The organism is Lentzea albida (assembly GCF_900111005.1).
In the GTDB taxonomy this organism is placed as follows: domain Bacteria; phylum Actinomycetota; class Actinomycetes; order Mycobacteriales; family Pseudonocardiaceae; genus Lentzea; species Lentzea albida.
Map to the genome: position 1 here is coordinate 1 of NZ_FOFV01000008.1, position 18191 is coordinate 18191.

Sequence of the window (18191 nt, forward strand, 5' to 3'; positions counted from 1 at the left end):
CCTCGGCGCCGTTGTACCCCAGCTGCACGATGCGCGTGCCGGCCTCCACCAGGCGGCGCAGCACCGCCTTCTCGGCAACGATCTCGGCGTAGTAACCGGCGTTCGCGGCCGTGGGGACCGTCGCGATCAACGTGTGCAGGTACGGCGCACCGCCCACGCGCATCAGCTCGCCGCGGCGTTCGAGCTCCGCGGAGATGGTGATCGGGTCGGCGGGCTCACCCCGGCCGTACAGGTCGAGGATGCAGTCGTAGATCGCCTGGTGCGCCGGGCGGTAGAAGTCGTTGGGCGCGAGGGCCTCGATGACGTCGGCGACCGCGTCCTTGGACAGCAGCATGCCGCCGAGAACGGACTGCTCCGCAGCCAGGTCCTGGGGCGGCTGACGCTCGAATGCGGGTTCTGCCATGCCCCGGTCGTCCACGAGCGCCACTGCCGAATCACCCCTGCGAAGAAGTCGAGAGCCGGTGCCTGAGTCCCCTAGTTGTACCGCGCGGCACCGACAATTCCGGGCGGCCACGCTGTGCGATGGCGTCGCCCTGGCCGCGACGCTAGAGGGACCCGTCCGGAGCAAGCAAACCAGCGTGTGGATCGACCTGTGGACAACTGGGGGACAACCTGTGGATGGTTGCTCACAGGGATCGCGACGCTGGGGACAACCTGTTGACAACCGGTGGAGTGACGGAAGTAACCCCAGATCAGAGGCTGTGCACAAGTTGTGGAAGAAGTTGTGCGCCACACCCTCGGCGTGTCGCGGAAAACACCCTCTTCGGCGTGTCGCGCATGCGCCGAGCGTTGGATTTATCCACAGGACGTGGACAGCGCGGCACTAGTCCGAACGAGCGAAAGCGCCACCCGCCCGGAGCATTCCGGACGGGCAGCGCTTCAGCGAACCGAACCGTGGGAGAACCCCACCAACGAGTGGTGCGGCAGGCCCCACAAGATCGAAGGACTTACTCGCCCGCCGTCACGACGAGCGGCAGGGCGACGGTGACCTCCGGGTGGAGGCGAACCGTCACCGAGTGCTTGCCGGTGGTCTTGATGTGACCCGGCAGCTCGATGGCGCGCTTGTCCAGGACCGGACCACCGGCGGACTTGACGGCAGCCGCCACGTCCGACGCGGTGACCGAGCCGAACAGCTTGGTGCTGCCGGCGGCGGCCTTGGCCTTGAGCTCCACGGAGAGGCCCTCGAGCGCGGCCTTGATCTCCTTGGCGTGGTCCAGGTCGCGCACGCGGCGGGTGTCCTGCGCGCGGGTGATGACCTGGATCTGCTTCTGCGCGCCGCGGGTCGCGACGATGGCGAAGCCGCGCGGGAGCAGGTAGTTGCGGCCGTAGCCGTCCTTGACCTCGACGATGTCGCCGGGCGCGCCAAGGCCGGAAACGTCAGCGGTGAGGATGAGCTTCATCGCAGGAGTTCCCTTCTCTTAGCGAGCGGTCGAGGTGTAGGGCAGCAGGGCCATCTCACGGGCGTTCTTCACGGCAACAGCGACGTCGCGCTGGTGCTGCGAGCAGTTGCCCGTGACGCGGCGGGCACGGATCTTGCCCCGGTCCGAGATGAACTTGCGGAGCAGCGTCGTGTCCTTGTAGTCGATCAGCGACGCGCTCTTGTCCTTGCAGAAGGCGCAGACCTTCTTCTTGGGCTTGCGCACAGGCGGCTTGGCCATGTGTCTCTAACTCCTGGTTACGCGGTGAATGAAGTACTGGGTGACCGGTGCACTCGGTCTAGAAGGGGGGCTCGTCGGCAAAGCCACCGGAGCCGGCCGGCGGGGCGGAACCCCACGGGTCGTCTGCCGGCGCGCCGCCGCCACCGCCACGAGACTGCTGACCGCCGCCGCCGCCGAAGCCGCCGCCACCGCCGCCGTCTCCACGGCTGACCTTGTTGACCTTCGCGGTCGCGTAGCGCAGCGAGGGGCCGATCTCGTCGACCTCCAGCTCCACGACAGTGCGCTTCTCGCCTTCCTTCGTCTCGAAGGAACGCTGGCGCAACCGTCCGGAGACGAGCACTCGCGAACCGCGGGTGAGCGACTCGGCCACGTTCTCGGCGACCTGCCGCCACACGTTGCACCGCAGGAACAGCGCTTCACCGTCCTTCCACTCGCCGGACTGGCGGTCGAAGGTGCGGGGCGTGGAGGCGACCGTGAAGGACGCCACCGCGGCACCGCTCTGGGTGAAGCGGAGTTCGGGGTCGGCAGTCAGGTTCCCGACCACCGTGATCGTCGTCTCACCAGCCATGTCTTGGGAGCTCCCCTAATCGAGGTTCGTCAGGCCTTGGCGGCCGACTTGGCGGGCTCGCGGCGCAGGACCTTCGTCCGGAGCACCGTCTCCTGCAGACCGAGCTGGCGGTCCAGTTCCTTCACCGCGTCCGGCGTCGAGGTCAGGTCGAGCACGGCGTAGATGCCTTCGCTGCTCTTGTTGATCTCGAAGCTCAACCGGCGCTTGCCCCACACCTCGACCTTCTCAACGTTTCCGCCCGTGGTGCGGATGACGTTGAGGAACGTGTCGAGAGACGGCGCGATCGTGCGCTCGTCGAGACTGGGGTCGAGGATGACCATCACTTCGTAATGACGCATGAGGACCACTCACCTCCTGTGGACTCGCGGCCACGGGCTCTCCGTGGCAGGAGGGTCGTCGCGTCAGCAACTGACAAAGGTTAACAGAGCGCGTCCGGTGACTACGCAGGGGTGCGGCGGAGCACCCAGGTCCGGACCAGCGCGCCCGTGACCAGCGCCAGCATCAGCACCGCGACCAGCACCGGAGCGCCGACGCCGCCGGGTCCGGAGAGCCTGGGCAGCGCCGTCGCGCGACCGGCGGCCTGCACCGAGTCGCCCTCGACGCCGGTGCCGCTGGACGCGCGGGGCACCTGCGAGCCGTACCGCACGCCGGGCGACGGCGAGTACAGGCCGGGCATCGCGAACGGCAGCGAGCCGTAGCTGAACAGCGGCACGCGGCCGAAGTTCGCGCCGATCGGGTAGAGCGAGAAGTCGCGGTTGCTCGGCGCGCCCGCGCCGACACCGGGAACGCCGGGCTGGGTACCGGGCTGCTGCGTGCCGGGGTTGGTGCCGGGCTGCGGCTGGGGCTGCTGGGCGGGGGGCTTCGGCGCGCCCGGGACCGCTCCGACCGCCTGCTGGGAGGCGTCGGCGAGTCCCCTGGACGTGTCCTGGACCGGGGCCGCGACCTGGTTGACGGCGACGACGGTCACGGAGCACCCGCCCGTCAGCGTCGCGCGGACGGTCTTGTCGAGCGTGCCGAGGATCGGCCCGAGCAGCGGGATCTTGTTGACCTCGACCATGACGGCGTTCGCGATCGTGCCACCGCTGATGGTCGTGGTGCCGACCTGCACCGCACCGATCGGAATGGGCTTGACCTGCGAGAACGCCTGCTTGAACGGCTCGGCGAGCGGTGGTCCCAGCACGGGGACGGCGCGCACGAGGTCCGTGATCGGCTGCGTCACGGCGGCGGGACTGAGGGAGACAGGAGTGCCGGGCGCGCCCTGCACGGTGGTGGCACAGCTGCCGACCACGATGGGATCAGCCGCGTGCGCGACCCCGCCCACCGAAGCGGACGCCAGGGCCAGCAGCGCCGTGGCGGCGACGCTCATCAGCCTCATGCGAACCCCTTTCCTACTCTCAAGTAACGACCGTAGGTCCTGGTGGTGACGCGAACCAGTCCCAGTTTTCGCAATTACTCCTATCGGCGGCGGCTGCGATCGCGTTGCGGACGCCGACTACCCTCCTGCGTATGCGCATCGGGGCCCATGTACGCGACGACGACCCGGTCGGCGCCGCGGCCGAACGCGGGGCCGAGGTCGTCCAGTTCTTCCTGTCGGATCCCCAGGGCTGGAAGAAGCCGAAACCTCATCCGCAGACGGAGGCCCTGCTCGCTTCCGATCTCGAGGTGTTCGTCCACGCCCCGTACATGATCAACATCGCGTCGCTGAACAACAAGATCCGGATCCCGTCCCGCAAGAACGTGGTCCAGCACGCGGAGGCCGCCGCGACCGTCGGCGCCAAGGGCCTGATCGTGCACGGCGGCCACGTCACCAAGGGCGAGGACCCGGCGGAGGGCTTCGCGAACTGGCGCAAGTTCTTCGAGCGCCAGGTCGCCGAGGGCGGCTTCGCGGTCCCGGTCCTGATCGAGAACACCGCGGGCGGCGACGGCGCCATGGCCCGCACCTTCGACTCCCTGAAGCTGCTCTGGGACGCGGTCGGCGAGTTCGGCGCGGGCTTCTGCCTCGACACCTGCCACGCGTTCGCCGCCGGCGAGGACCTGGTCGGCATCGTCGATCGGGTGAAAGCGATCACCGGGCGGATCGACCTCGTGCACCTCAACAGCTCGCGCGACGAGTTCGGTTCCTCGCGCGACCGGCACGACAACATCAGGACTGGCACGATCGACGCGGACCAGCTGGCGGCCGTGGTCGCCACCGCCGGATGCCCGGTCGTGGTGGAGACACCGGACGAGGGCCAGGCGGACGACATCGCCTTCCTGCGCGACCACGCCGGCCGGTGAACACCGTGCACGAGGTGGTGAGCGTGACGCCCGAGCGAGGCGACGGCGGGCGTTCCACGAACCGCTTCGGCAGCGCCGCTCTCGTCGTGCTCGTGCTCCTGTGCGGGCTCACCCTGCTGCTCGGCTTCATCAACAAGGACCGCTGCACCGGTCCCGCTTTCGACCAGTGGGGCCGCACGCAGCCCGACTACGACGAGCGCAACAAGCAGGACGTCTGCTACTCCGACATCCAGCACCTCTGGATCGGGCGCGACATCGACCGCCACGTCTTCCCGTACGTGGACGGCAACATCAACGAGCAGGGCATCCTGATCGGGGGCTCGGTCGAGTACCCGGTGCTCTCCGGCCTGCTCATCTGGGCGGGCGCGATCTTCGCGCACAACGACGCGGAGTACCTGCTCTACTCGTCGCTGCTGATGGCGCCGTTCGGCCTGCTCACGGGCTGGATGCTGGGCAAGCTCGCCCGCTGGCGCGCCCTGCTGTGGGCGATCGGGCCACCGCTGGTCCTGTACGCGTTCCACAACTGGGACCTGCCCGTGGTCCTCTGCTCGGTCGCCGCGGTCTTCGTCGTCCACCGGTGGAACAGACCGCTGGTCGAACGGGCCACGGTGGCGTCCGTGCTGCTCGGTCTCGGGTTCGCGTTCAAGGTCTACCCGGCGGCTTTCGTGCTGCCGCTGATGCTCTTCGTCGCCACCGGCGGCTGGCGCGGCCAGGAGATGCCGGACGGCAAGAAGGTCGACGTCGCCGGCGCGGTGAAGGTCGGGCTCGCCTCGATCATCACGGTCGTGCTGGTGAACGTGCCGTTCGCGATCGCGGGGTACGACGGCTGGGCGGCGTCGTTCGAGTTCCAGGGGCTGCGCCGGGTCGACATCACCACGAACTCGATCTGGTACTGGGGCCTGCGGCCGTTCATCGGCGACGACGCGATGCAGTCGCTGGTCGGCGTGATCTCGCCGATCACGATCCTCATCTCGTTCGCGATCGCCGCCGGTTACGGCTGGATGCGGTTCCGGCGCGAGGGCAGCTACCCGTGGATCGCGGTGTCCGGCGCGATGCTGTGCGGGTTCATGCTGCTGCACAAGGTCCACTCGCCGCAGTACACGCTGTGGCTGGTGCCGTTTCTCGTGCTGCTGCGCGTGCGGCTGATGTGGGCGTTCGCCTACTTCGTGGTCGACCTGGCCATGGGCATCGGCATCTTCCGGTGGTTCTGGGCGATCGAGTTCGGCCAGCCGGCGGGGATCTACGACAGCTTCTCCGCGCAGGCCGTGATGATCGGCGTGTGGGGCCGTGCCGCGTTGCTCGTGGCGCTGTTCGTCGTGTTCCTGAAGTCGGCGGACGTCACCGAGGACGACCGCGAAGACCTGAAATTCCTCCGCGGAGACGTAGCAGCGCGGCGCTGATCGGCAGCACACTCCACCCGTGAGGGTGATCATCGTGCTGGCGTTGCTGCTGGCCTGCGGTGCCTCCGGCGTGCCCGTGCGATCGGAGGTGGTCCGCTGGCTGCCCGTGTGGCAGGCCGTGCCGACCCTCTCGGCCTCCGTGCCCGACCAGAGCGTGCGCACGACGGTCGACCTCGCGGCGGGCGGCACCTCGGTCCGGGTGCGCCTGTCGAACCTGATGGGCACCAGGCCCGTCCGCGTCGAGCAGGTCACCGTCACGGCCGGCGGCCAGACGCGGCAGCTCACGTTCGGCCGGTCCCGCGCCGTCACGATCAGGGCCCGCGCCGAGGTCTACAGCGACGCCGTGTTGCTCGCGGTCACCAAGACGCTCGAGATCAGCACGTACACCCCGGCGGGCACGCCGTGCCAGGCCCGTGCGCATCGCACGATCACCTCGACGCGTGAGCAGATCTGCCTCGTCTCGGCGGTCGAGGTCGCGGGCTTCACCGCGCCGGGGGCCGTGGTGATGTTCGGCGACTCGATCACCGAGGGCTGGTACGAGAACACCTGGCCGTCGTTGGTCCAGAGCGACTACGCGGTCCTGAACGCCGGCATCAACGGCAACGGCGTGGTGCTGGGCAACGCGCCGATGGTCCTCCGTGTGGGCCGTGACGTCCTCTTCAGCAAAGAAGTGCGCAAGGTCGTGCTGCTCGGCGGCATCAACGACATCCAGAACGGCGTCAACGCCGCGAACGTCATCGCCGGCATCCGCACGGTCCAGCTGCGGTGCCGCCAGGAGGGTGTGGAGTTCCACGTCGGCACCATCACGCCGTGGCGCGGCTGGTCGGCCTGGACCGAGGAACGGGAACGGCAGCGGCAGGAGGTGAACGCGTGGATCCGCGCCACCTTCCCCGGCGCCATCGACTTCGACAGGGCCGTGCGCGACCCCGCCGACCCGCTCAGACTGCGTCCGGAGTTCGACTCCGGTGATCACCTGCACCCGAACGGGACCGCATTCGGTGCGATGGCTCGCCTCGTGAGGGTGTGACGAGCGGACGGTCCGGCGCGCCGGCCAGCACGCCCTCCAACGGGTCGTCGCCCGCCAGCCGCACCTTGTCGCGCTCCGGGTGGTAGATCTCCTTCAGGATGATCACGCACAACGTGATGACGGCCGCGTCCCGCAGCAGGACGGCGCCGAGGAACCAGTCGATCGGCAGGCCCTTGTTGTCCGTGCCGAGGTAGAAGTACATGCGCGGCACCCACACCAGCGCGTCGACCGTCATCCACGCCAGCAGCAGCTTCCAGCGCGGCAGCGCGAGCACGGCCAGCGGCACCAGCCACAGCGAGTACTGCGGGCTCCACACCTTGTTCGTCAGCAGGAACGCCGCCACGACCAGGAACGCGAGCTGAGCGAGCCGCGGCCTGGTGGGAGCGCTCAGGGCCACGTACGCGATGCCGGCGCAGCAGACCAGGAACAGCACCATGCTCACCGTGTTGAGGACCGTCGGCGGCTGTCCCTGCGTGAGCCCGGGGTCGAAGCCCTGCCACCCCGTCCACTGCACCAGCACGTTGTAGAGCGTGTCGGGGTCCGCGTTGCGCTCGGTGTTGAGGCGGAAGAACTCCCGCCACCCCGTGTGCGAGGCCGGGTTCAAGGCGATCGGGGCGTTGACGAGCGCCCACGCGCCGATGGCCGCGGCGGTGGTGGTGAGGCCCACCTTGATCCTGTTCGACCGCCAGCACAACAACAGCAACGGCCCCAGCAGGAACAACGGGTACAGCTTCGCCGCGCCACCGAGCCCCAGCAGCACGCCGGCGAGCACGGGCTTCTTCCGCGCCCACGCCAGCAGACCGGCCGTCGCGAACGCCGTCGCGATCGTGTCGAAGTTCGTGAACGCGTGCACGACGACCAGCGGCGACACGGCGACGATGGCCGCGTCCCACGTCCTGCGCCGCGCGATGCGCGCGACCGAGAACACCGTCACCAGCCACGCCACGGCCAGCCAGAACGCGGTGACGTTGAAGAACACGATCACCGTCATCGGCAGCCCCGGCACGAGCGCCACGAGCCCCTGCGCCACCCGCGCGTTGAGCCACATGAACAGGCCGGTGACCACGGGGTACTCCATGTACCGGACGTGCTCGGTCGGCTTGCCCTCGTCGTCCTTCCAGGACGTGATGTACGGGAAGGACCCGCGCTGGTCGAGCCGTTCCGCGGTGTAGAGCGGCACGGTGTCGGAGTAGCAGAGCGCGGTGAACTGCTTGCTCCCCCGCCAGTCGAGCTGCACGACGCCCTTGTCGTCCACGTACTGCTGGATGCACGGCGACTTCTGCACCCACCCCAGCAGCAACGTGACGATGGCGAGCATCAGGATCACCCGCACGGCCGTCCAGAAGTAGTTCCGGCCGACCAGCGCGTGCTCGCCGAGCGGACCGCCGAACGGTCTGCTCAGACCACGGGCGAGCGACTCGGTCCACGTGGGCGCGACGCGCTCTTCGCGGGTGAGCGAAGCGGTGTCCTCGGCGAGGTCGGGCTCCGGGGCCTCGGCGGGACGCTCGGCAGGGCTGCTGGGCACGTCGCGGATGTTACGGCCAAGACCGTTTCGCCGTGGTCAACATCCTGGGCAACCGCACAAAGGGAAGGGGCCCGGTGCGTGTGCACCGGGCCCCTTCCCCCTGTCAGCCGTCTCCTGGACTCGCCCCGCCCCTGGGGCGGCCGCTGGTCGACGGATCGGGATCGTCGGACGGGTCCGGGCAGTTGATGCCCGGGATGCAGCCGGGGTTCGGCTTCGTCTGCGACGGCTTGCCGGGCTCCGAGGTCTGCGACGGGGGCTGGTTGCTCGGCTGGTTGCTCGGCTGCTGCTGGCTCGACGGCGCCACCGGCGGCTCGGACGGCTTCGGCGGGTTGAAGTTGCCGATCGGGTTCGGCTTCGGGAACGCCTCCTTCGGCGCGCCCGCGAGTGCCGCGTCCATGAACTTCTTCCACATCAGGCCGGGCAGACCGGAGCCGAAGACGGCCTTGCCGGACTTGTCCCTGATGGCCAGGTTGCCCTGGTCCTTGCCGACCCACACGGAAGCGGACAGCTGCGGCGTGTAGCCGACCATCCAGGCCTTCGAGTTCTGGTCGAGGCTGCCGGGGAGCTCGTGCGTACCGGTCTTGCCGGCGCACGGGCGGCCACCGGCACACGCGATGGGCCCGGACGGGATCGGCTTCAACGTCTCGGTGACGTTGTCGGCGATGTCGCGGCTCTTCGTCTCCACCGGGTCGAACGCCGGCACCGGCTGGTCGACGTGCTGGTAGAGGACGTCACCCGTCGGTCCCACGATCTTCGTGACGAAGAACGGCTGGCGGTAGATGCCGCGGGCGGCGAAGGTGGCGTACGCGGAGGCCATGTCGAACGGCCGCACCTGGGCGCTGTCGGCACCGATGGCGATACCGGCGGTGGGGGCGTTGCCGCCCTCGCCCACCAGCGTCTGCTTCTCCTGGCCGCCGACCCGCACGGTCTTCGGGATGCCCGCCGCGTGCGCCGCGTCGGCCACGGCCTTGGTGCCCGTGCCCTCGGGACCCGCCACCATGTCGTAGAAGACGGTGTTGAGGGACTCCTTCATCGCCTGGCGGATGGTGCACTGCTTGCCGCACGTGGTGGTGCCCGCGTTGCGGACCTCGACACCGGCGATCTTGCGCGGGGTGGCGTCGTAGGTGTCGCCGATGCCCTTGCCCGCCTTGAGTGCGGCCACCAGGTCGAACGGCTTGAACGACGAGCCGGCCTCCTGGATCGTGCCCTTGGCGTAGTCGATGCCCTTCAGGCCGTCCTTGCCCGGGTAGTAGGCCTTGACCGCGCCGGACTGCGGTTCGATCGCGCTGAGCGACGTCCGCAGTTCGGGATCCTGGCCCTCCATGACCGAGTTCACGGCGTCGACCGCTGCCTGCTGCATCTTCGGGTCGATCGTCGTGGTGACGGTGACGCCTTCCTTCTGCGCCCTCTCCATGGTCAGACCGATGAGCTCGCTGTCGATCTCGTTCTGGACCTGCTGGCTCACGCGGGCGAGCGGGCCGTCGAGGCTCGCGGGCTGCGTCTGCTCGAACGGCAGCGGCGTCGGGTACTTGCGGGCGTCGTAGTCGGCCTGGCTGATCCAGCCCTTCTGGAGCATCTGCCCCATGACGAATTCCCAGCGCTTCTTCGCGTGCTCCTCGTCCTCGGACCAGGAGGGGATCTGGATCATGCCGGCGATGAAGGCGGCCTCGGAGGGGGTGAGGTCCTTCATCTCCTTGTCGTAGTAGACCTGCGCCGCGGCCTTCATGCCGTTCGCGCCCCGGCCGAAGTACACCGTGTTCATGTACGCGGTGAGGATCGTCGGGTGGTCCGACTCGTTGCTCATCTTGTAGGCCTTGACGAGCTCCGTGAACTTCCGCGTCAGCGTCGGGGCCTCGTTGTTGGTGGCCTTCTTGATGTACTGCTGCGTCAGACCGGAACCACCGGAGCTGCCGCCGGTCGCCTGGATCCAGACGGCGCGGACGATGGCCTTCGCGTCGAAGCCGGGGTTCTCGAAGAAGTTCGCGTCCTCCGCGGCCATGACCGCGTTCTTGACGGTGTCCGGGAGCTCCTCGTAGGTGAGCATCGTGCGGTTCTCACCGGGCGAGGTGATCTTGCCCATCTCGGAGCCGTCCGAGTAGAGCAGCGTGATCGTCTTGTCCTGCTTGGCCGCGATCTCGTCCGGCCGGGGCCAGTCGACGAGCGGGTAGGCGACCGCGACGGCGATCACCGGACCCAGGATCATCAGGCCGATCGCGACGAACGCGCCGATCCGGACGCGCTTCCAGATCTTCTTCTTGCGCAGACGACGCTCCTCGTCCTCGGTGAGCTCCGGCTCGTCGTCGTACTCGTAGTCGTCGTCATCGTCGCCGGCACCGGCCATGAGGAACTCGTCCTCGGGCTCGCGGTGGGTGATGAGCTCGGGCTCGCGCTGCGTCGGCCGGTTGACCGGCGGCATCTGCGTGGTGCGTTCCTCGCCGGGGTTGCGCGGGGGAACGGGACGGCCCGGACCACCGGGACCGCCCTGGGGGCCGCCGGGCCCACCGGGGCGACGGGCACCGGGGGGCGGGGCGATCGGCATGCCGCCGGGAGGCGTCGGAGGACGGCCGGGGCCACCCTGCGGGCCGCCGGGGCCGCCCTGGGGACCACCCGGTGCGCCCTGGGGGCCGCCGGGACCGTTCACGGGCCCCTGCGGACGGCCTGGACCGCCCTGCGGCCCACCGGGGCCACCCTGCGGACCGCCTGGTCCGTTCGGGCGGCGCGGGGGCTGCTGCTGTGGGAAACCACCGGGCGGCGTGCCACCCTGGGGAGGGCGCGCGAAACCGCCGGGCGGGGTGCCCGGTCGCGGCTGATTCGGGACATCGCGCCTCGTACCGCCGCCGTCCGGGTCGTCCCCGGTCGGCCACTGCGGTTCGCCTCCGCGCTGCCGGTCATCATGCTGGTCGTTCACGTGAAAAGGCCTCCCAGACCGGCGTGCATCAGCACACGGTTCGGTGGTCGTACTTCATTCGGAGCAGTGTCACCTGTGGGTCATTCCGCCGCAGTCCTCCTGCGTGGCTTTTCCAGCCCACGCTTCCCCAGGACGTATGACTGCACCAGGTGGTTCCAACTGCACGTGCGGCAAACCTCGACCACGTACACGGAGAACTCGTCGAAGAGGTTCGCCATCTTCACCAGTTCTTCAGGTGCGCGCGCCGAACCGGCCGCGTGCTTGAGCTCGTCACCGTAGACCCACGAGACGTGGGTCAGGGGTTCCTTCCGGCACACGGGGCAGGGCACTTCCGTCGCCGTTCCGTGGAACTTCGCAGCTCGCAGCAGGTACGGGGACGCGTCGCAGACCTCCATGGTGCCCGTGCGACCGGCATGGACCTCCGCCAGCAGCGCCCTGCGCTGCAGCGAGTAGTCCACCACCTGTCGTTGGGTCAACACGTGACAAGAGTACGTGCCGGGCGCTTTTCGATGATGGGCCGTTCAGGGCAGCAGTCCTGGACGCGGTATCACGGTGTGCCACATCCCACAGTTCTGAGGAGCACACGATGTATCGCGCCGATATAATCACCTCACCTATCGGTGCAGGTGCGAGGAGGTGACTCGTGTTCGAGTTCGCGCTGCTCGGCCTGCTGCACGAGGCGCCCATGCACGGCTACGAGCTGCGCAAGCGCTTGCATGACCTGCTCGGAGCGTTTCGCGCGTTCTCCTACGGATCGCTGTACCCAACACTGCGGCGACTCCAACGGGCGGGCCTGATCGTGGAGGAGGGGCCGGAGGAGTCGGCTCTTTCTTGGGGACGTCGGGCTCGCAAGGTCTACAAGCTCACACCCGAGGGCAAGGAGCGGTTCGCCGACCTCCTGTCCGAGGCGGGGCCGCAGACCTGGGACGACGACTCGTTCGGAGTCCACCTGGCGTTCTTCTCGCGCACGCCGGCCGACGTCAGGATGCGCATCCTGGAGGGCCGCCGGCGGTGGGTCGAGGAACGCAGGGAGGGGCTCCGCGAGCGGCTCGCCCGCACGGGCGAGCAGATCGACCGCTACACCCGTGAGCTGCACAGCCAAGGCCTGGAAAGCACGGAGCGCGAGGTGCGGTGGCTCAACGAGCTCATCGCGCACGAACAGTCCGAGCAGGACGAGCAGTAACTTCACATGTTGATCAAGGAGGACTCGGCAATGGGCGAAAACCGCCGCACCGTTCGAGTGGCCATCGTCGGGGTTGGCAACTGCGCGGCGTCGCTGGTGCAGGGCGTCCACTACTACCGGGACGCCGACCCGAGCACCCGCGTGCCCGGTCTGATGCACGTGCAGTTCGGCGACTACCACGTGCGCGATGTCGAGTTCGTCGCAGCGTTCGACGTGGACGCGAAGAAGGTCGGTGTCGACCTCTCGGAGGCCATCGGGGCCAGCGAGAACAACACGATCAAGATCGCGGACGTGCCGCCGCTCGGCGTCGTCGTGCAGCGCGGTCACACCCTCGACGGCCTCGGGAAGTTCTACCGGGAGACGATCGAGGAGTCGGACGCGGCGCCGGTCGACGTGGTCCAGGCACTGCGCGACGCCGAGGTCGACGTGCTGGTCTCGTACCTGCCCGTGGGTTCCGAGGACGCGGACCGCTTCTACGCCCAGGCCGCGATCGACGCCGGTGTGGCGTTCGTCAACGCCCTGCCCGTCTTCATCGCGTCGGACCCGGAGTGGGCGGAGAAGTTCCGCGCGGCCGGTGTCCCGATCGTCGGTGACGACATCAAGTCCCAGGTCGGCGCCACCATCACGCACCGCGTGCTGGCGAAGCTGTTCGAGGACCGGGGCGTCCAGCTCGACCGCACCATGCAGCTCAACGTGGGCGGCAACATGGACTTCCTGAACATGAAGGAACTGGAGCGACTGGAGTCCAAGAAGGTCTCCAAGACCCAGGCCGTCACGTCCCAGGTGGACCGCGAGATGGGCAAGCGCAACGTCCACATCGGCCCGTCGGACTACGTGGCGTGGCTCGACGACCGCAAGTGGGCCTACGTCCGCCTCGAGGGTCGCGCGTTCGGCGACGTGCCGCTGAACCTCGAGTACAAGCTGGAGGTCTGGGACTCCCCGAACTCCGCGGGCATCATCATCGACGCGGTCCGCGCGGCGAAGATCGCCCTCGACCGGGGCATCGGCGGCCCGATCCTCTCGGCGTCGTCGTACTTCATGAAGTCCCCGCCCGTGCAGTACTCGGACTCCGAGGCGCACGAGGCCGTCGAGAAGTTCATCCGCGGCGAAGCCTGATCCGCTGAGTGGGGCCGCCCTCGTCAGGGCGGCCCTTCTCTCACCGCTTCGACAGCCGCAGCTTCTGCCAGCTGCCGTCCGCGGTCCACCCGCCGTCGACGGGCAGCGCGACACCGTTGACGTACTTGGAGTTGTCGCTCGCCAGGAACCGCACGGCCTGCGCGATGTCGTCCGGCGCCGCGAACCGCCCGGCCGGCACGTGGTCGGTGATGTCGTCGTCCACGTAGTACCCGCCGGCCTGCGACTCGACGTCCATCTCGGTCTTGACCCAGCCGGGGCACACGGCGTTGACCCGGATCCCCCGCCCGCCCCACTCGACGGCGAGCGTGCGCGTCAACCCGATCAGCCCGTGCTTGGTCGTGTTGTAGGCGGCCCGGTCCGCCACGCCCTGCAGCCCGGCGACGGACGCGATGTTGACGACGCTGCCGGACCCCTGCTCGAGCATCAGCCTGCCCAGCGCCTGCGTGAGCAGGAACGGCCCGGTCAGGTTGACCGCCATGATCCGTTCCCACTGCTCGAGCGTGGTGTCCTCGAACGGCACGATGCCGGCGATCCCCGCGTTGTTGACCAGCACGTCGACCCTCTGGTGGGTGGTCCGGACGTGGTCGGTCAGGCGCTGGACGTCCGCGGCGCTGGCCACGTTGCCGACGATCCCGCCCTCGCTCTCCTGCAGGTCGAAGCCGACGACGGTGTAGCCGTCCTCGCGCAGCACCTCGGCGATGCGCCGCCCCATGCCCTGCGCCGTGCCGGTGACCACGGCAACTCGTTGCGTCATACCGGCCACGCTAGTGGCGTGGCACAGAACGTTGGCGGCGTATCCGCGCTCAGCAGGATCCGTCGCGGCACCGCCCCCACGCCCCCGTACAACCAGTACGAGGACGTGGGGGCGGCACCCCGACACACCCGTCTGGGCACGACTACACCGGCAACGTTCTGAGCCACACCACTCGTCAGCGCTGACGGCAGACAACGCACTCGTCCCAGTCGAACGTGCCGGTCGGTCGGCCGTCGAGTCGCCGTCCGATGACCAGGCCTGTGACCCGCGCCGCGCCGGCCCGCTTGAGGGCGATGGCCGACGACTGCAGGCTCGCGCCCGACGTCCACTGGTCATCGATGAGCAGCACGCGCTTGCCGCTGACGTCGGCCTGGACGGTGTACTCGTCCGGTCGAGGCAGCCTGGTGTTGCCGCTCGACGTGCTCAGCGCCTCGACGAACCGGTACCTGGTGATGTTGAGGCGGCGGGCGAGGATGTCGATCAACGGGTGGGTGGTCCTGCGCTGCCGCGTGCTGGGCACGACCGTGACGACGTCGAACTCACCGAGGCAGCCCCGGTGTCTCGCCAGGAACGTCGCGAGCACGTACGCCAGCTCGTCGGTGAACTGCCTGCGCATCTCCTGGCGTTCGCCGTTCTTGTACTTCGCCAGGACGTGGGCCAGCTGGCCACCCCTGCCGGCCATCGAGATGACCACGACGACGTCGGCCAGCTCCGTGCCGAACTCGCGGAAGTGGTTGTTGCACTGCGAACAGCGCAGATACCCGTCGGTCGGACGGAAGCACGTGGTGCACGTGTCCGGTCCGCGGTCCGGTGCGACCAGGATGTTCAGGTACCGCTCGAGAACGCGGCTGAGCGGGCTCACGTCAGAGGTCGATCAGGTCCGGGACTCCGGCGCGCAACTCGTCCAGCACGCGCAGCAGGTGGTCGGGACCTTCCAGGACGGTCGTGTTCGGCCGGTCCGCCATGTCCCGGCCCCACGACGTGCCGGACACGACCTCGGGCAGCAGGAAGACGTGCCGCCCGTGTTCCAACGCGACCCGCGCCTGGATCCGGGTGCCGCTGTGCTCCCCTGCCTCCACGACGACGGTCGCGACACTGCACCCGCTCATGACGGCGTTGCGCATCGGGAAGTGGTGTTTCGCAGGACCGGTGTCCGGCCAGAACTGGGACAGCACCGCACCCGTCCTGGCGATCTCCCGCTGGAGGTCCGCGTTCTCCGCCGGGTAGCAGCGACGCAAACCCGTTCCCACCACGGAGACCGTCCGGCCTCCGGCATCCACAACAGCTCGATGCGCTGCCGTGTCGATGCCGGTGGCCAGCCCGCTGAAGACGGTGATGTCGTGCTTGGCCAGCGTCGTCGCGATCTCACGCGTGATGTGGAGTCCGCGTGCGCTCGCGTTCCTGCTGCCGACGACGGCGATGCCGAACTGGTCGGCAGGGTCGAGAAAACCCCTGCAGGTCAGGAAAGGCGGCCGCTGGTGCACCATCAGCAGCTGGACCGGGTACTGCTCGTCGAGCACCGTGACGAGGTGGATTCCCTCGGTCTCCCAGGACTCGATCTCCTTCTCGGCGAGGTCCAGCTGACCCGACACTTCGGGAACGACGTGGTCCAGCGTCGGCTGGTCGGGGGTGAGCAGGGACTCCAGCACCGACAGGGCGGATCCGGCTTCTTCGACGGCGCTCGTGACGTCGCCCCAGCCGCGCTCGCTGTCGCGGAGTGCGAGCAGGAGCGCCGCCTGTTCACGCCGGTTCGCCACCGCCACATCCTATCGAACACAGGTTCGACGCGCTGGGTCGAATCGCCTGGAAGTGGGCGAGTCTAGCTGGCATTCGGCTACGCCAGCGCGTCCGGCAACTCCGACACCGAACCCAGCACCCGCACCTGAGCCAGCACCTCCGCGGCAGGCGGGAAGTGCGGGTTCGGCACCGCCAGCACGGTCATCCCCGCGGCCAGCGCCGCCTTCAACCCGTTCGTCGAGTCCTCGACGGCGTAACAGGACGCCGGGGAGACCCCGAGCCGAGAAGCCGCCAGCAGATAAACGTCAGGCGAAGGCTTCCCGGCGGCACACTCCTCCGAGGACACCGCCACGGGCACCGGTAGCCCGGTCACGTCGAGGAACACCCGGATCAGCACAGCCGGCGCGGAAGAGGCGATCGCCACCGGAAACCGCGATGCCACGGCACGAACCGCGTCCACGGCGCCGGGGATCACCGGCAGGTGCGCCGCGTAGGCCTTCTCCATCGCGGCGATCACCCCGGCGGAGACCTCGGCGGCAGGCAGTCGCACCCCCACGGCCGACACCAGGTACTCCGCCCACTCGGGCGTCGACATCCCCTGCATGTCGCGGGTGGCGGTCGGGGTCCACGTCCCTCCGTGCGCGGCCGCGAACGACTGGCGCACCTCGTCCCACACCTGCTCGGAGTCGATCAGCACGCCGTCGAGGTCGAAGATCACCGCATCCACCGGAGAACCGTACCCTGTGGCCCACGATACTTCGCTATGCTAAGCAAAATCGGTTAGGATGGCGAAGTGAATTTCAAAGCTCAGCCCAAGCAGGTGTGGATCACGGCCTTCGCCGCGGTCATCGCCTTCATGGGGATCGGGCTCGTGGACCCGATCCTGTTGTCCATCGCGGAGGGTCTGCACGCAACACCGTCGCAGGTCACCCTCCTCTTCTCCTCCTACCTCGGCGTCCAGGTCGTGGCGATGCTCTTCACGGGTGCCGCGACGGCCCGGTTCGGCGCCAAGCGCACGCTCGTCGGCGGGCTCGCGCTGATCGTCGTCGCGACGCTGCTGTGCTCGGCGGCAGGGAGCATCGGGCAGCTCGTCGGACTTCGGGCCGTGTGGGGGCTCGGCAACGCGTTCTTCATCGCCACGGCGCTCAGCGTCATCGTCGGTGCGGCCAGTGGCGGGCAGAAGGCCGCGATCCTGCTCTACGAGGCCGCTCTCGGTCTCGGTCTGAGCGTCGGGCCGCTGCTCGGTGCGCTGCTCGGCAGCATCTCGTGGCGCGGGCCGTTCCTCGGCACCGCGATCCTCATGGCGGCCGCGCTGATCCTTTGTGCAACGTTCCTGGCCAAGGACTCGCACCACGAACGTCCGAAGATCGGTCTGCTCGACCCGCTCAAGGCGCTGAAGAACCCCGTGCTGCTCAGGACCTCCATCGGAGCGGCGCTCTACACGGCCGCGTTCTTCACCGTGCTGGCCTGGTCGCCGTTCGTGCTGCGGTGGGGTGCCGTCGAGATCGGACTGATCTTCTTCGGCTGGGGCGTGTGCGTCGCCGTCTCCAGCGTCTTCCTGGCGCCGCGGCTCGCGGACCGGATCGGCGAGAAGCGCGCGATCATCGGGTCGGTGCTCGCGTTCGCCGTGCTGATGCTGCTGATGGCGGTGCCCAGCAAGCCGTTGCTGGTGGTCGCCGTGATCGTGAGTGGACTGGTCAGCGGTCTGCTGAACACGCTGTTCACCGGTACCGCGATGAGCGTCAGCGACGCGCCGCGGCCCGTGGCGAGCGCCGGCTACAACTTCCTGCGCTGGCTCGGCGGTGCGCTGGCGGCGACGTTCGTGAGCCACCTCGCCCAGCCGTTCGTCGTGGCGGCCGTCCTCTGCGCGGTCGCGGCCGTGCTGCTGGCGTTCAACAAGACGGACACGCGCGAAGTACCTACGGAAGTCGTGATCGCGAGCGAGCAGCTAGTCGGTTAACAAAGGGTGAACTACGGTCGGTGCGTGTTCCCGCACCGATCGTAGGAGGCCACCACC

General features: G+C 68.8%; 19 protein-coding genes. 6 read left to right on the forward strand and 13 right to left on the reverse strand.

The features are described from left to right. From BMY74_RS20475 to BMY74_RS20500, 6 genes are all read right to left on the reverse strand, one after another. The coding region (locus BMY74_RS20475; protein ID WP_425434845.1) for a DnaB-like helicase N-terminal domain-containing protein at nt 1-427 on the reverse strand (427 nt) is incomplete at its 3' end. A 520-nt stretch (nt 428-947) separates the two neighbouring features. Next, nucleotides 948-1400, reverse strand: coding sequence for a 50S ribosomal protein L9 (gene rplI / locus BMY74_RS20480; RefSeq protein ID WP_089918347.1), 453 nt, complete (start codon nt 1398-1400; stop codon nt 948-950). An 18-nt stretch (nt 1401-1418) separates the two neighbouring features. After that, nucleotides 1419-1658 carry a 30S ribosomal protein S18 gene (gene rpsR, locus BMY74_RS20485; protein ID WP_030480165.1) on the reverse strand — a complete coding sequence of 80 codons (240 nt, stop codon included), beginning with the start codon at nt 1656-1658 and terminating at the stop codon, nt 1419-1421. A gap of 58 nt (nt 1659-1716) precedes the next feature. Next, nucleotides 1717-2226: a single-stranded DNA-binding protein gene (locus BMY74_RS20490; RefSeq protein WP_089918350.1), complete on the reverse strand. Its 510-nt coding sequence runs from the start codon at nt 2224-2226 to the stop codon at nt 1717-1719. Between the two features lie 29 nt (nt 2227-2255). Beyond that, complete coding sequence (gene rpsF, locus BMY74_RS20495; protein ID WP_089919040.1) at nt 2256-2564, reverse strand: 30S ribosomal protein S6; 309 nt, start codon at nt 2562-2564, stop codon at nt 2256-2258. A 101-nt stretch (nt 2565-2665) separates the two neighbouring features. Then, the gene (locus tag BMY74_RS20500; RefSeq protein WP_089918352.1) at nt 2666-3601 is read right to left on the reverse strand and encodes a hypothetical protein; all 936 of its coding nucleotides are present in this window, start codon (nt 3599-3601) and stop codon (nt 2666-2668) included. Nucleotides 3602-3732: 131 nt separating this feature from the next. Between BMY74_RS20500 and BMY74_RS20505 the strand changes: the two genes are divergently transcribed. Genes BMY74_RS20505 through BMY74_RS20515 form a run of 3 tightly spaced genes read left to right on the forward strand, consistent with a single transcriptional unit; the run spans nt 3733 to nt 6930 of the window. After that, entirely contained in the window at nt 3733-4503 is a 771-nt protein-coding gene (locus BMY74_RS20505; RefSeq protein ID WP_089918354.1) for a deoxyribonuclease IV, read from the forward strand. Between the two features lie 23 nt (nt 4504-4526). Next, nucleotides 4527-5903 carry a glycosyltransferase family 87 protein gene (locus tag BMY74_RS20510; protein WP_089919042.1) on the forward strand — a complete coding sequence of 459 codons (1377 nt, stop codon included), beginning with the start codon at nt 4527-4529 and terminating at the stop codon, nt 5901-5903. A 19-nt stretch (nt 5904-5922) separates the two neighbouring features. Continuing rightward, nucleotides 5923-6930: a GDSL-type esterase/lipase family protein gene (locus BMY74_RS20515; RefSeq protein ID WP_089918356.1), complete on the forward strand. Its 1008-nt coding sequence runs from the start codon at nt 5923-5925 to the stop codon at nt 6928-6930. Here BMY74_RS20515 and BMY74_RS20520 read toward each other — a convergent pair. From BMY74_RS20520 to BMY74_RS20535, 3 genes are all read right to left on the reverse strand, one after another. Then, the gene (locus tag BMY74_RS20520) at nt 6842-8455 is read right to left on the reverse strand and encodes a glycosyltransferase family 87 protein (protein ID WP_089918358.1); all 1614 of its coding nucleotides are present in this window, start codon (nt 8453-8455) and stop codon (nt 6842-6844) included. The two genes, BMY74_RS20515 and BMY74_RS20520, sit on opposite strands and share 89 nt — an antisense overlap. A gap of 103 nt (nt 8456-8558) precedes the next feature. Further along, nucleotides 8559-11096 (reverse strand): transglycosylase domain-containing protein, encoded by a 2538-nt coding sequence (locus BMY74_RS20525; protein ID WP_245786262.1) that lies wholly within the window; start codon nt 11094-11096, stop codon nt 8559-8561. Between the two features lie 347 nt (nt 11097-11443). Then, the gene (locus BMY74_RS20535) at nt 11444-11842 is read right to left on the reverse strand and encodes a DUF5318 domain-containing protein (protein WP_177229847.1); all 399 of its coding nucleotides are present in this window, start codon (nt 11840-11842) and stop codon (nt 11444-11446) included. A gap of 164 nt (nt 11843-12006) precedes the next feature. Between BMY74_RS20535 and BMY74_RS20540 the strand changes: the two genes are divergently transcribed. Both BMY74_RS20540 and BMY74_RS20545 read left to right on the forward strand, forming a co-directional pair. Next, nucleotides 12007-12546: a PadR family transcriptional regulator gene (locus tag BMY74_RS20540; protein ID WP_089918364.1), complete on the forward strand. Its 540-nt coding sequence runs from the start codon at nt 12007-12009 to the stop codon at nt 12544-12546. A gap of 30 nt (nt 12547-12576) precedes the next feature. Further along, nucleotides 12577-13662 carry an inositol-3-phosphate synthase gene (locus BMY74_RS20545; protein WP_089919046.1) on the forward strand — a complete coding sequence of 362 codons (1086 nt, stop codon included), beginning with the start codon at nt 12577-12579 and terminating at the stop codon, nt 13660-13662. A 40-nt stretch (nt 13663-13702) separates the two neighbouring features. On the opposite strand, the gene BMY74_RS20550 is transcribed toward BMY74_RS20545, so the two are convergent. From BMY74_RS20550 to BMY74_RS20565, 4 genes are all read right to left on the reverse strand, one after another. Beyond that, nucleotides 13703-14437, reverse strand: a complete 735-nt coding sequence (locus BMY74_RS20550; protein ID WP_089918366.1) for an SDR family NAD(P)-dependent oxidoreductase — start codon at nt 14435-14437, stop codon at nt 13703-13705. A 175-nt stretch (nt 14438-14612) separates the two neighbouring features. Beyond that, complete coding sequence (locus BMY74_RS20555) at nt 14613-15299, reverse strand: ComF family protein (protein WP_089918368.1); 687 nt, start codon at nt 15297-15299, stop codon at nt 14613-14615. A gap of 1 nt (nt 15300) precedes the next feature. Next, nucleotides 15301-16194 carry a DNA-processing protein DprA gene (locus BMY74_RS20560; RefSeq protein WP_089919049.1) on the reverse strand — a complete coding sequence of 298 codons (894 nt, stop codon included), beginning with the start codon at nt 16192-16194 and terminating at the stop codon, nt 15301-15303. Nucleotides 16195-16271: 77 nt separating this feature from the next. Next, nucleotides 16272-16901, reverse strand: a complete 630-nt coding sequence (locus tag BMY74_RS20565) for an HAD family hydrolase (protein ID WP_089918370.1) — start codon at nt 16899-16901, stop codon at nt 16272-16274. Between the two features lie 66 nt (nt 16902-16967). Here BMY74_RS20565 and BMY74_RS20570 point away from each other — a divergent pair, with 66 nt between their 5' ends. Then, nucleotides 16968-18134, forward strand: coding sequence for an MFS transporter (locus tag BMY74_RS20570; RefSeq protein ID WP_089918372.1), 1167 nt, complete (start codon nt 16968-16970; stop codon nt 18132-18134). The last annotated feature ends 57 nt before the right edge of the window (nt 18135-18191 follow it).

Excerpts from the sequence above, each read along its gene's own strand:
- rplI (WP_089918347.1), bottom strand. The coding sequence starts at position 1,400 with ATGAAGCTCATCCTCACCGCTGACGTTTCCGGCCTTGGCGCGCCCGGC.
- rpsR (WP_030480165.1), bottom strand. The coding sequence starts at position 1,658 with ATGGCCAAGCCGCCTGTGCGCAAGCCCAAGAAGAAGGTCTGCGCCTTC.
- BMY74_RS20490 (WP_089918350.1), bottom strand. The coding sequence starts at position 2,226 with ATGGCTGGTGAGACGACGATCACGGTGGTCGGGAACCTGACTGCCGAC.
- rpsF (WP_089919040.1), bottom strand. The coding sequence starts at position 2,564 with ATGCGTCATTACGAAGTGATGGTCATCCTCGACCCCAGTCTCGACGAG.
- BMY74_RS20500 (WP_089918352.1), bottom strand. The coding sequence starts at position 3,601 with ATGAGGCTGATGAGCGTCGCCGCCACGGCGCTGCTGGCCCTGGCGTCC.
- BMY74_RS20505 (WP_089918354.1), top strand. The coding sequence starts at position 3,733 with ATGCGCATCGGGGCCCATGTACGCGACGACGACCCGGTCGGCGCCGCG.
- BMY74_RS20545 (WP_089919046.1), top strand. The coding sequence starts at position 12,577 with ATGGGCGAAAACCGCCGCACCGTTCGAGTGGCCATCGTCGGGGTTGGC.
- BMY74_RS20550 (WP_089918366.1), bottom strand. The coding sequence starts at position 14,437 with ATGACGCAACGAGTTGCCGTGGTCACCGGCACGGCGCAGGGCATGGGG.